Source organism: Desulfobotulus mexicanus (assembly GCF_006175995.1).
Classification (GTDB): domain Bacteria; phylum Desulfobacterota; class Desulfobacteria; order Desulfobacterales; family ASO4-4; genus Desulfobotulus; species Desulfobotulus mexicanus.
Genome location: NZ_VDMB01000009.1, coordinates 80,058 through 92,796 on the forward strand (window position 1 = coordinate 80,058; position 12,739 = coordinate 92,796).

Genomic DNA, 12,739 nt, shown 5'->3' on the forward strand with positions numbered 1-12,739 from the left:
ACCATGAAAGGCAGGAACTACACGAAATGAAAACCAGTTTTTGTGTCTTTGGTGTTTTTCGTGGTTTTAAAAAATATTGGAGTAAATCCGTGTTCATTCCTGGCTGTCTCCCTTGATCTGCTTTTGTGTCCGCCGTTCCAGCTTTTTCAAATCCTTCTCCGGCGTCGGCAAATCTTCCGGCATGGTGCCGCCCAGCTCTTCGATGGTCTGGCGTACTTTCTTTCCAACTTCAAAATGGGTTGCATTGGCTTTGGTTTTGCCCTGAATATTTTCCCTGCGAAGCTTATCTTCGGTCTGTGTGGCACGGAAGAGGTTGGCAGCCAGCTCGGTACTGCCCATGTTGTCGAGAATCTGCTGGCTTTTTTTAGTCCTTTGCGGGCATGGATGCCCTTGGCGTCCAGTCCACCATAAAGTCCCTTGTAGCCATGGTTTTGAAAGATGGCAAAATCAAGGTTGGATTCCACGCCTGCCTGCTGCGCCGCTTCCACCAGTTTTTTGTTGTGTTCCTTCATTTCATTGCGAAGGAACAGGCGTTTTTCATCCTCTTTGAGCCTTTGAAATACCTCATCGTCCGCCAGCTCCTGCCGACGGGTCTGGATGGCAAAATACGTCTGCCCATTGGCTATGACTGGTTTGGAAGGATCGCCATTTTGGACAATCAGGTAACAGGCATATCGGGAGAGTTGATAATCTTCAATCTCCCGCTGGCTACCTGATCCGAGTTTGACCATTTTTCCCACTTGGGAAAAATGGTTGGCAGATTCCTGTCCAGAATTCTTACAGGCAGAGATTGCTTTTAAAATAACACGTTTGAATTTGTCCCAACTGGAGTAATCAAGAGCAGCTTGGAAATCCCTCGCATACCAGAATTCAGTGTTGCTATCTGTAAGCTGTTTGAGTTCCTCGAATGTCCGATGATGGCGTTTTTCAATATCTTTATTGTTCATTTACATTTCCTCCATAAAGGCCATTTTCTTAACGTCACGAAAATGATTCGGCTGTATTCGTGCCTATTTGTGTCCATTCGTGGTTACCTCTGAATCTGTTGAAGCTTTTCCGCCATTATCTTGCGGACTTCCACCAGCTCTTTTTCCAGCGCATCAATTTCCTTCTGCACCGCATCGATATCGATCTCCTCTTCCTCTTCAAAGGAGTCCACATAGCGGGGGATATTGAGGTTGAAGTCGTTTTCCTTGATCTCGGCAAACTCGGCCACATGGGCGTATTTTTCTTCTTCGGCCCGGGCGGCGTAGGTCTCCATTATCTTGCCGATATGCGCTTCCGAAAGGGTGTTCATGTTTTTCCCGGAAACAAACTCCCGGCTGGCATCGATAAAGAAAACGTTTTTGCAATCTTCACGGGCTCCGCCTTTTTCACGGGAACGGTCAAAGACCAGAACGGCCACCGGAATGTTGGTGGTGGGGAAGAGGTTGCCCGGCAGGCCGATCACGGCATCCAGCAGATTTTCTTCAATCATTTTTTCCCGAATACGCCCTTCAGCCGCGCCCCGGAACAACACGCCATGGGGAACCACCACGGCAACCCGGCCCTGCTTTTCAAGGGCGGTTTCCACCATATGGCTGATAAAGGCCCAGTCACCTTTGCTTTTGGGCGGAACACCACGCCAGAAGCGGTTGTACTGGTCGCTCTCGGCATTTTCGGAACCCCATTTATCCAGTGAGAACGGCGGATTGGCCACCACGCAGTTGAACTTCATGAGCCGGTCATTTTCCACTAAGAGCGGACTGTTCAGGGTGTCGCACCATTCGACACGGGCACTGTCAAAGCTGTGCAGGAACATGTTCATCCGGCAGAGCGCCCATGTGCTGCCGTTGGACTCCTGTCCGAAGAGGGCAAAGTTGCGCATTTCCTGAGTGCTGTCCGCATTACGGGCCACCTCTTTGGCCGCCTGAATCAAAAGTCCGCCCGATCCGCAGGCCGGGTCACAGATACGGTCGCCCGGTTTGGGGCCTGCCAGTCTGGCCACCAGTTCGGTCACCTTCAGCGGGGTAAAGAACTCTCCGGCCTTTTTTCCGGAATCGGAGGCAAAGCGTTCAATCAGATAGATATAGGTATTGCCGATCACATCTTCGGAAACGAGACTGGGCTTCATGCTGAGCTGGGGCTTGTTAAAATCTTCCAGCAGGGTTTTCAGGCGTTTATTGCGATCCTTTGTCCGCCCGAGGTTGGCCTCGCTGTTAAAGTCGATATTGCGGAACACCCCTTCGAGTTTGCTTTTGTTGCTCTCTTCAATATGGTCGAGCACGATATTAATCAGCTCACCGATGTTGGCGGCAGACCTGCGCTCATAGAGGCTGTAATAGGTGGCGGGGAATTCATCCAGAACCGTCTCGATGCCGGTTTCCGTATTTTTTTCGGTGAGTTTTACCATGGGGAGAACAAAACGGTCGCGCTCCAGTTTCCGCTGGATACGAACCTCATCATCCCCATACTGTTTCCGGTATTCTTCGTAGTGATCCTGCCATACATCGGAGATGTATTTCAAAAACAGCATCACAAGGATGTAGTCTTTGTACTGTGCCGGATCAACAACGCCCCGGAAGGTGTCACAGGCTGCCCATGCTGCGTTGTTGATATCTTTTTGATCAATTTTACCGCTCATCTTTTATTTTCCTCGTTGACTGTAGTTCTTTGATTGCGGAACTCCCTAAAAGGGAAGTCATCTGTTCTATGGCCATTTTATTCAGCACGGTCAGTCTCTGGTCTGACGGTATTCCCTGTTTGATCAGTTCAGCATTCATGCTCTCCAGGTTGGAAAACACGATCAGTTGCTGAATGGTCGCTTCATCTTTTGGGGCGATAAGGTAAAGGCGTTTGAACCGGCTTCATGGATAAAGGAGTCGAATTCGACCCCTTTAAAATCCGGGTTGTTCAATTGCTCCCACAATCCAAGAAATTCGATGGTACTGCGACTTCTCATCCAGTTTTTGACAACATCTTTGGGTTCATCAGGGTTTTTATATCTGGCTATGTCCGTTAAGGAGATGTAATCATTTTCATCCCCCTTGGAGAGGACGGTAATTTCAGTGCCATTGGCGTTGATTGTCGCTTTCACTGGCGTTCTCCTCTGGCAACTCGCATAAGAACTGCCCCAATGTATTGTTCACGCTTTTCTGCCAGCCTGTGAAGCAGAGTTTGTTCCCTTGCCAGGAGACAGGCCAGCTCTACAATGTTTTTTTGTTTTTCCAGAGTTGGCAGTGCCACCTCCAGATCTTCAATGGCCTGTTTGCTGATCATTTTCTGAACCGTACCCTTGGCCCTGCTGGTCAGAAAAATCTGCGCATCCCTCTGGCTGATGTACCAGTTCAGATATTCGGGCAGCACCTTCTCCGGTCTGCTTACCCTTATCCTTAATAAAGGAGCGGCAACAACGGCTTTGTCCGGATCTTCAAGAAGTATTGCTGAAGTGGTTACAAGACCACGAGACCTGAATATCAGATCCCCCTTCCGTGCGAGGTGATGTTCTTTCACGGCATCCATATCAATTTTTACCAGATCACCGCAGCCGACCGTGTTGTCAGCCAGAAGATCCTTCATCTGAATAACGGCAACTGTACCGTTTTCCGAGGCTTCAAGACGGGATCTGAAGGAGTATCCCATCTGCACGCTTGCCAGTTTTTTTATTTTCATTCAGCGCCCCTCAATGTGCTGTAATATTATTTTTGCAAATATACGAAGGCGGGAGGGGTTTGTCAAATGACATTTTACAAAAATACTGTTTCTGTATTTTAAGTGTTTCAGCCATGGTGGCGAGGTTGTCATGGGAGGCCAGACAGGGGAGGTCAGGTTGCCCGTCTCATCCGTCACCCGAAGAAGTGTTTTCTGAAGGATCAGATTTTTGTTTTGAATTTTTACCGGAACGGAGAGGGGAAGAAAGAGCTGGTCTGCCATGGCTCACACGTTTTAAGCCATGGCAGAATCAGACTCCCAAAGTCTTCAGGATGCGGGTGTCATTCGGTAGGTGTAGGCAATCATCATCTGGTTGCGGTCTTCCATCTGAAGGGCTGCTTCCAGTCCGCCAACATCGAGGTTGGCGTTGAGGGCTTCTTTGGTCATGCGGATGCCCATGGGATTTTTTTCTGCCATGGTTTTTGCAAGGCCTTCGGCGGTCTCGATCATGGCCTCACGGCTCACCTTGCGGCTGGCAAAGCCGAGAGCCATGGCCGTGTCCGCATCCATCCAGTTGCCCGTGAGAAGATACTCGTAGGCCCGGCCTGCGCCGATGAGCCGGGGCAGGAAATAACTGGAGGCCATATCCGCACCCCCAAGGCCGATGTTGATGTAGGCTGCGGAGAATTTGGCGTTATCGGCAAGGATACGGATATCGGAAGCCATGGCAAGGGAAAAGCCGATACCCGCCGCAGCGCCGTGTACGCAGGAGATGATGGGCTGGGAAATACGGCGCATGGCAAGAAAAAGGCGGCTCATGCGGGCCTGGGCGTTGTAGGCATCCACAGGACTCATGGCCATGATGGCCGGGGCATAGGTTTCCACGTCAAGGCCCGCGCAAAAACCCTTGGAATCGCCACCATCCAGAATGATGACGCCCGTTTCATTGTCGTAGCGCCTTGCATGGAGAAAGGCCTCAAATTCATCCACCATTTCCAGATCAAAGGCATTGTATTTGTCGGGCCGGTTCAGGGTAAGGTAGCCGATGCGGCCCGTTTGCTGGTACCTAAGTGTATTCATTCCTGTATCCTTTTATGGCAGTTCTATGGAATTGTTTTTTTGGTCTTGTCACTCAAATACAGGGTCATCGGTTATGAGCGCCGTCTCCTGAACCGGGTGAGGCCGTCCGCCAGCAGCATTTTGATGATGGACGCCCAGACATTTTCATGGGGCCTTGGTTTCAGGCCTTTGGCGAGGTAGCCCATCTGTCGTTCATACCAGGTGATCTCCAGCATGGCGATGTTGTCCACAGCGGCAATGCCTGTGGATTTCGGCGTGACAGGGCTTTTGTATGCCATGCCTTTGTCTTCGGCAATGCACAGGGGCAGGCTGGGGTCCAGCACCATGGGACGGCCCAGCCCCACCATATCCGTATCGCCCGAGGCCAGTGCCGCCACCATGCCGGAAGCCGTGCGGAATCCTCCGGTGACCACCAGGGGCATGGCCGTAATCTGGCGTATCCTGCGAGCATATTCGAGGAAGTAGCCCTCACTGCCGCCGGGCATACCCGCCATCATGACGGGTTTTTCATAGCTGCCGCCGGAAATTTCCAGAAGATCCAGTCCTTCTGCGGCCAGAGCAGCGGCAACTTCGGCGGCCTCTTCCGGATGATAGCCTTCCTTGCGAAAATCCCCGGAATTGAGTTTGACCCCAACGGGGAAATCCGGCCCCACTTCTTTGCGGATGGCCTGGTACACCTCCATGAGAAACCGCATACGGTTTTCAAGGCTGCCGCCCCATGCATCCTTACGCTGGTTGTGCAGAGGAGAAAGGAACTGGGAGACAAGATAGCCGTGGGCTGCATGGATCTGCACACCGGTAAATCCAGCTTTTTTCGCTATTCCTGCGGATCTGGCAAAGGCGGCGATGATCCCCAGAATTTCTCCTTCCTCAAGGGCCTTTGGTGTGGCAAAAAAACGCTGAAGCCCCGGATGCAGGGGGATGGCCGAGGGGGCTACGGGCTTTGGCGAGAGGTTTTTGGGGCTTTGTTTTCCCGGATGATTCAGCTGTACCCATATTTCTGAACCTTCTTTTTTACCGGCCTCTGCCCATGAACTGAGCATGGGGAGATCGTCTTCCGTATCCATGACCACATTGCGGGGTTCTCCCAGCGCTTTTCTGTCCACCATGACGTTGCCGGTTACAAGGATTCCGGTACCGCCTTTACCCCATCCTTCATAGAGACGTACCAGTGCTTCGGTGGGGCGGTTGTCTTCGGTTCCGAGGATTTCACTCATGGCGGATTTGAAAAAGCGGTTTTTTACCACGCGTCCGCAGGGCAGAGTGAGGGGTTGGAATAAAATATCCTGTTTGCTTTCCGGCATATGATTCCTCCTTTATGAGAAGTGTTCCGTCTGTATGCTGAGGGTGAGCGCTTCTTTTGTCATGAGACGATGACACAAAGCTTCATGTTTAGGAAGGTAGCAGGCGAAAAAATACCGGCAGACGCTGATTTTTCCATCATAAAAGGAGGCTGCTCCTCCCTTCGCGCTCCCAAGCTTTTCACGGGCCGAGAGGGCCTGCTTCAGCCACTGCCAGCCCATGGTGACAAGCCAGAAATCTTCAAGATAAAGGGTGGAATAGGTCATCCACCTTTCCACAACCGATTCCTGCTGACCTGTATCTGCCATTAACATGACTAAAAAAAAATGCTAATCAGATATTTTGCCATGGAGAAAACACCATAGGGCTGTAAAACAATGGAGGGGACTATGCTGAGAAAGATTTATTCGTTCTGCTTTGTTCTGTTTTTTCTGGTTTCCACAGCCCTTGCGGCTCCGGATGTCCGGGAGCTCATTGTGCTGCATACCAATGACATGCATGGCCGTGTGCTGTCCGGTGACTCGGATGGTATGGGCCTTTCACGGCTTAGCACTCTGGTGAAGGATATCCGTGAACAGCATGACCATGTTCTGCTGCTGGATGCAGGAGACGCCCTGCACGGCATGCCCATTGTGACTCTGGAAAAGGGAGCCACCATGGTAAGCCTCATGAACGCCATGGGTTATGGAGCCATGACCACGGGCAACCATGAATTCAATTACGGTGCAAGTCGGGTTGTGGAGCTTGCCGCAATGACAGACTTTCCTGTTCTTGCGGCCAATGTGAAAAAAGAAGACGGCTCCCTTCTTTTGCAGGAATATGTGCTGAAAAATTATGACGGGCTGCGTGTTGCTGTTTTTGGTATCGCCACACCGGAAACCCTCACCAAGGCCCATCCCGATGGCGTGAAGGGGCTGCGCTTTGAAGACCCCGTGGCAACGGCAAAACGCATGGTGGATACCCTGAAAGATGAGGCGGATATTCTCATCGCTCTGGTACATCTGGGGCTGGATGCGGGTACCCGGCCCGAATACAGGAGTTCGGCCATTGCAGAGAATGTGGCGGGCATTCATCTCATTGTGGACGGTCACAGCCATGACCGTCTGGAACATGGCCTGAGGGTGAAAGATACTTTGATCGTAAGCGCCCATGAATACAACAAGGCTCTGGGAAAGGTGGTCATGCGTCTGGATGGGGAAGGGAATGTTTCCGTTGAAGCTTCGCTGATTTCCAAGGAAACGGGCATGGCCGTACCGGAAGATCCGGCATTGAAAGCCATGATTGATGCCATTGTGGCAAAGCAGGAGGCGGCCCTTTCCGAAGTCATCGGCCGCACATCCATTCGTCTTGACGGAGACCGGGAGCAGATCCGGGTGGGGGAAACCAACCTCGGCAACCTTGTGACGGATGCCATTTTGGAAGCTTCCGGTGCGGAACTGGTATTCATCAACGCAGGCAGCATGAGGGCTTCCGTTGAACCGGGAAATATCACACTTAAAAATCTCATTGAAATTCTTCCCTTTGGCAACAATATCGTGGTCAAAGAAATTACGGGAAAGGCCCTGAAGGAAGTTCTGGAGACAGGCGCTGCCGTATTTCCCGGATCCGACGGATCCCTTCTCCATGTGGCGGGTATGGTTTATGCCATTGATCCTTCGCAAGCCAGGGGAAGCCGGGTGCATGACGTGCTCATTGCAGGCAGGCCCCTGGATGCTGAGAAAAGCTACTTTGCGGCCACCAATGATTTCCTCGCCGCAGGTGGCAGTGAAATGGCGGTGCTGAAAAATTTTCCCACTATCCGGGAAGCCGGTTCCGTGGATGGCGCTCTGGAGACCTATATCCGCATAAGGGTTGAAATTAGTTCCGCAGTGGAAGGCCGTATCAGAGAGAAAATCCTGAAAAATGAAAGAAGCAGTTCTGCCTCATGTTTTGTGGGAAGTCTTGATTGGTTTGAAGATCCATTGCCTGTCTGGTGAATCGGATAGGAAAATAAGATCTGTTGTCTGACGGATGCCTGCAGGAAAGAGCCTGATCAAATTTATAGGAACTGAAGGAGGCCTTTTTATGGAAGTAGAAATACGAATCTTATCCACACCAGAAGATATGGATGCATGTATTTCTTTGCAGAAAACCATCTGGGGGCTTGAAGATCAGGGGGTTACGTCTCCCATAAGTCTCAAGGCCTGGAGTATGGAAGATGTGCGTACGGGATTTGTCCTGGGCGCTTTTATAGAAAAACGTATGGTCGGCATGGCCATTACCATGGCCACCATGGAACCCGGTCTGGCCTATGGACACATGCTGGGAGTACTGGATGAATTCCGTGACCGCAGCGTTGGAGGACTGCTCCATCAGACGCTGGTGAAGGAGCTTCTTTCCCGGAATATCCGGGAGATGGCCTGGACCTATGATCCCATGGAAAGCCGCAATGCCTATCTCTATCTGACCCTGCAGGGGGGCAGGGGCATCCGCTACATGGAAGACTGTTTTCATGTAACATGTGCCATGCATGCGGGCATACCCATGGACAGGCTTCTGGTTCGCTGTTCCCTTGAGGGGCAACCTGAAAACATGGATGACATGACCACAGCCGAAGCTCTGGCCCTTTATCCTCTTGCAAGCCCGGAACATATGCCCCATAAGGACGCCGTGCTTCTTGAAATACCGGGAGATCTCAAGGCCCTGAAGATGCATGACATGGACAGGGTGCTGCGCTGGCAGCAGGATATCCGCTGTGTTTTCACTGAATACCTTAACCGCCGGGGTTATGTAGCCACAATGCTTTTTTCGGAAACAAGCTATACAGGACGCAGAAGTTTTTATCTTCTTTCCCGTGATAAAGGGATTTTCTGAAATGAAAATACCTTTCATTCCCTCTGTTTATAAAAGGAGAGACCCATGAACACAGAGGCCTGCCTTTCCCGGCTCACCCTTATGGCCCTTGGCAGAGAATCCAATGATTATCTGAGCAAGGATGTGGATGAACTTACTATGGTGGAGGCCCTTAAAAAACAGCACGGCCTTGAAAAGGTGTACCGTTTTGACGTTGGAAAAAACATCGACGGTTTTTCTCCGCTGATTCAGGATGTGCTGGAAACCCCGGAGCTGCTCGGTCTTATTACCGGGAGCCTGACGGAATATCCGGAGAACAGTTATCAGCGCCTCCGAAGGCAGCTTTCGCTTCACCATGATATTCCTCAGGAATGGTTTGTCTTTGGAGCCGGTCTGGAGTCCGTCATAGATCACATTGCCAGGGCAGTGCTGGATCCGGGGGATCATGTTTTGATACCTGTTCCCAATTTTGATGTTTTTGAAAGTGTTTCTTTCAGAATGGGGGCTGCCCTTACTTTGATGGAAATTCCAGATCTGCACTGGGATGGTGATATCATTGAAAAACTTTGTCGGGAGATGAGGGAAAAAACATACAGGCTTTTATGGATCAGCAATCCCGTCAATCCCACAGGGAAGTTTATTCCTCAGGATTATATTCATGCCCTTCTTTCCCATGCCTCAAAAACCGGAACCTTTGTGGTGGTGGACGAAGCCTACGGAGAATATACGGACAGGTCGGATGCCATAAACAGTGCCAGCACATTTCTTGAAACATACCAGAATCTGATGGTGCTCCGCACCTTTTCAAAGGTTCACTGCCTGCCCAGTGCAAGGGTCGGGTATATGGCTGCTTCTTCTGAAATCCTCAGGCAGGCCGTCAATACCTATCGTCCCATGTTTCCTTTTTCCTGGTTTTCTCTTTATATGGCCCAACTTGCGGTTCTGGATACGGATTATGTCAATGATATCCGCAGGCGCAATCAGGAGCGGAAAATTCGGTTTTTTGAGCGTATAAGAGAGAAGTGTTCAGGGCTTGGGGCTTTCAGGTTTCTCAACTCAGATACCAATACACTCATGTTCCGTCACACAGATCTCGGAGCGGATGCCCTCCATGGCCTTCTGGCAGAGCAGGGCTTTCTTACGGCTAACCTGAATCGTCTTAGAGGTATTCAGAATCAGGGATTTCTTCGTATGACCCTGCATGGTGATGAGGTGAATGAAAAGTTTCTTGATGCCTGCCGCAGGGTGGCACAGGAGGGCTCCGGGCTTTGATATCCAGGTTGTCGCAGGCCGATATGCCGGGGGCTTCAGGCCAGAGGATTAGATCCGCTGGAGTATGTCGAATGGCTGAGGTGTCGATTATAATTCTTCCAGGCCTGCTGCCCCGTATGGACAAGCAAGAATCGTCTTGGTATGTTTGTTGCAATGGCTATTGCAAAAGAATTGTTCGGTCAGCCTTGATGGCTTATAAAACTCTTCTTTAAAGGTCAGCATCAAAAGATTTGATGACGAAGTGAAGTATTGAAGAAACATTTTAAAAAGGAAAAAAAAATGAAAGAAAAACGGGTTCATATTAAGGGGCTTTTCAGAAAAAAACTGGTTATTTTTCTGGGGATGATGGTGCTTTTGGGTGTTACAGGAGCTGTACAGGCAGCGCAGCAGCCGTTCGATCCTTCCCGGTTTCAAGAGGTAGCTGGAAGCAACGGTGCCATAGCCAGGGATACGAGTACGGGCCTGGAATGGCAGCGCTGTGCTTATGGTGAGATTTGGGCAGGTTCAGGCTGTAGCGGAACAGCCTGGGAAGGAACCTGGGATGATGCAGTAAGAGTGACAGCTTCGGATGGATTTCGGGTTCCGAACATTGATGAGTTGAAGACTCTGGCACCTTATGATCAGAATGTTTTTCCTGGTCCATATAAGTTTTGGTCTTCCACGCCTAATGGCAGCCTCAGAATCTATGCGTTGGGCATCCATTTCAAATACGGAGCTGTTGGCAACAGCCCCAAGAGCGACAACTTCCGTGTACGTCTTGTGCGTGCCGGACAGTGATTTTTGCCTTTTTGTAATGTAACCTGTTTTTGTAATATAAGCCCGTTCCCATAGTGGAGCGGGTTTTTTGTGTTTAAAAATTCATCATAGTAACCGGGCTGTTTACCCGGTGAAATTTCGTTACACGAATCCTGTCTTTTTATTCAGGGATGAATATCGGGTCATTATAAGAATGAGTGTTAAAACCCAAAGCCAGATATTTCCCATGAGCTGATAAGGTGTCTGCACATCTGGAACATGGAGACTGGCCTGACGGAAAGTAGTCTGATCCATGGGAGTTTTTGTGCCGTCTATAATTTCGCCTGTGGCAGCAATGTGGGCACCCATACCCGTGTTGGTGCCACGGATCATGGGACGGCGCTGTTCCACAGCCCGGAAAAGAGCCAGGCCAAGGTGGAGTTCTGCTGCTTTTTCATGCACAAACCAGCCGTCATTGGCAACAGTGACAAAGGCATCCGCCCCCAGAGCAGCACCAGAGCGGCTGATGTCCGGAAAACCGCTTTCAAAGCAGATGAGCGGCTGCACTTGCAGATCATCTTGTAAAGAGAGGAGAGCCGGGCCGGGTCCACGATTGAATTCATAGGGTTTTCCAATAAACTTTCTTAAAATAGGCAAATGTTCTCCAAAGGGTGTGGCTTCTCCAAAGGGAACCAGTCTTGTTTTGCGATAAAATTCTTTGATCTGTCCGTTTTTCAGCAGGGCCATGCTGTTATACATGGCCTTGAGTTCCCGCATGGGAATGACCGTAAGCCTTTCCGATCCGTCAGGGTTTGTTAGGGATTCCTGCTTTTTCAAACGATAAATATATTCTGTGCAGGTAAAAAGAATGGGGCTGCCGCTGATTTTTTCTAAACTGGCAAGGGCTTTCATATCCAGGTTATCGCAGGCAGGAGTACCGGGGCCTTCCGGCCAGAGAATAAGATCCGGCGGTGCCAGATGCTGAGAGGATTCTTCGGTGAGCTGCCCCATGATCCGATGGTTACTTTTCAGCGGATTTTGGTTTAAAGGGTCTGCCCTGAATGGGACATTGGGCTGTATGGTGCGGACACTTATGCGGGATTCAGGATCTGAGGCCTCTAAGGTTCTCAGCTGATTAAGGCGGAGGCTGCCGTAGCCCAGCACAAGGCAAAGCAGAAGAATAAAAATCGTGCAATATCGTATTTTTTCTTTGAATAGTGAAGGACTCAGGATTTCTGCCAGAAAGACATTGGAGAGGAACATGAAAAATAGTACGAAATGCATTCCGCCGATGTCTGCAATCTGTATGATTCTGGTCCATGTATAAAGGCTTATGGCAGGACTGCCGGGGCAGAGTCCGGGCCAGATGGCAATGAAAAGGGTGAAAATACCTGCGGTGAAAAAAGGGCCTGCGGTTTTTCCATATCTGTTGGCAATGCCGCAGACAAGGCCCGCAAGTCCGTAGGGAAGGCCCTGATATAAAACAAAGAGCAGGGTGGCAATGAGTGCTGCGGGTACAGACCAGCCCATGAGTTCACGGCAACCGCTATACATCCAGAAAGTGGAAACCAGCCAGAAGAGGCTGCCGCCTGCCCATCCCAGAGCATACCCTCTTGCAGGCTGACATCCCCGAAGGGCCATAAAAAAGGGAACAAGGGCTGCAAGGGGCAGCCAGAACAAAGGCCCGGAAGGAAGGGATAAACCCAAAAGGCCCGCTGACAGCAACAGGGGAAGGCAATGGCGGATTCCACATGTATAGAAAAGATACTTTTTTGGGAATCCGGAGAAAATCATCATTTTATATGCTCTTTATGGTGTCGGATTTTACACATTAGCCGTAATGTCGGATGTTTTAAAATCAGAATTGCTTGATATTTATACAAGTTTT

At 50.3% G+C, this 12,739-nt stretch carries 13 protein-coding genes; 4 read left to right on the top strand and 9 right to left on the bottom strand.

What is annotated here, in order from left to right; translation table 11 throughout:
* Positions 1 to 146: 146 nt before the first annotated feature.
* The 8 genes from dinD to FIM25_RS08815 all read right to left on the bottom strand — a co-directional run bounded on the left by dinD (position 147) and on the right by FIM25_RS08815 (position 6,326).
* Positions 147 to 947: a DNA damage-inducible protein D gene (gene dinD, locus FIM25_RS08780; protein WP_246052103.1), complete on the bottom strand. Its 801-nt coding sequence runs from the start codon at positions 945 to 947 to the stop codon at positions 147 to 149.
* Between the two features lie 83 nt (positions 948 to 1,030).
* Positions 1,031 to 2,623, bottom strand: a complete 1,593-nt coding sequence (locus FIM25_RS08785) for a type I restriction-modification system subunit M (RefSeq protein WP_139448344.1) — start codon at positions 2,621 to 2,623, stop codon at positions 1,031 to 1,033.
* Positions 2,624 to 2,785: 162 nt separating this feature from the next.
* Positions 2,786 to 3,076, bottom strand: coding sequence for a KilA-N domain-containing protein (locus tag FIM25_RS17310; RefSeq protein WP_218961349.1), 291 nt, complete (start codon positions 3,074 to 3,076; stop codon positions 2,786 to 2,788).
* Positions 3,073 to 3,651 (bottom strand): restriction endonuclease subunit S, encoded by a 579-nt coding sequence (locus FIM25_RS08795; protein WP_139448346.1) that lies wholly within the window; start codon positions 3,649 to 3,651, stop codon positions 3,073 to 3,075. The genes FIM25_RS17310 and FIM25_RS08795 overlap by 4 nt, the downstream gene beginning before the upstream one ends.
* Positions 3,652 to 3,912 carry a hypothetical protein gene (locus FIM25_RS08800; RefSeq protein WP_139448348.1) on the bottom strand — a complete coding sequence of 87 codons (261 nt, stop codon included), beginning with the start codon at positions 3,910 to 3,912 and terminating at the stop codon, positions 3,652 to 3,654. It abuts the gene before it with no gap.
* 45 nt (positions 3,913 to 3,957) lie between these two features.
* Entirely contained in the window at positions 3,958 to 4,710 is a 753-nt protein-coding gene (locus tag FIM25_RS08805) for an enoyl-CoA hydratase/isomerase family protein (RefSeq protein ID WP_139448350.1), read from the bottom strand.
* 71 nt (positions 4,711 to 4,781) lie between these two features.
* A complete protein-coding gene (locus tag FIM25_RS08810) occupies positions 4,782 to 6,014 on the bottom strand; it encodes an NADH:flavin oxidoreductase/NADH oxidase family protein (RefSeq protein ID WP_139448352.1) in 1,233 nt (410 codons plus the stop codon).
* Positions 6,015 to 6,026: 12 nt separating this feature from the next.
* Positions 6,027 to 6,326 (bottom strand): acyl-CoA dehydrogenase C-terminal domain-containing protein, encoded by a 300-nt coding sequence (locus tag FIM25_RS08815; RefSeq protein WP_139448354.1) that lies wholly within the window; start codon positions 6,324 to 6,326, stop codon positions 6,027 to 6,029.
* A gap of 75 nt (positions 6,327 to 6,401) precedes the next feature.
* Between FIM25_RS08815 and FIM25_RS08820 the strand changes: the two genes are divergently transcribed.
* The 4 genes from FIM25_RS08820 to FIM25_RS08835 all read left to right on the top strand — a co-directional run bounded on the left by FIM25_RS08820 (position 6,402) and on the right by FIM25_RS08835 (position 10,893).
* On the top strand, positions 6,402 to 7,988 hold the full coding sequence (locus FIM25_RS08820) for a bifunctional metallophosphatase/5'-nucleotidase (RefSeq protein WP_179953267.1): 1,587 nt from the start codon (positions 6,402 to 6,404) through the stop codon (positions 7,986 to 7,988).
* Positions 7,989 to 8,076: 88 nt separating this feature from the next.
* Positions 8,077 to 8,865 carry a GNAT family N-acetyltransferase gene (locus tag FIM25_RS08825; protein WP_179953268.1) on the top strand — a complete coding sequence of 263 codons (789 nt, stop codon included), beginning with the start codon at positions 8,077 to 8,079 and terminating at the stop codon, positions 8,863 to 8,865.
* Positions 8,866 to 8,910: 45 nt separating this feature from the next.
* Positions 8,911 to 10,116, top strand: coding sequence for a pyridoxal phosphate-dependent aminotransferase (locus FIM25_RS08830; RefSeq protein ID WP_139448360.1), 1,206 nt, complete (start codon positions 8,911 to 8,913; stop codon positions 10,114 to 10,116).
* Between the two features lie 279 nt (positions 10,117 to 10,395).
* Positions 10,396 to 10,893, top strand: coding sequence for an Lcl C-terminal domain-containing protein (locus FIM25_RS08835; RefSeq protein WP_139448362.1), 498 nt, complete (start codon positions 10,396 to 10,398; stop codon positions 10,891 to 10,893).
* A gap of 120 nt (positions 10,894 to 11,013) precedes the next feature.
* Here FIM25_RS08835 and lnt read toward each other — a convergent pair whose 3' ends face one another.
* On the bottom strand, positions 11,014 to 12,558 hold the full coding sequence (lnt, locus tag FIM25_RS08840; protein ID WP_179953269.1) for an apolipoprotein N-acyltransferase: 1,545 nt from the start codon (positions 12,556 to 12,558) through the stop codon (positions 11,014 to 11,016).
* Positions 12,559 to 12,739 lie beyond the last annotated feature (181 nt).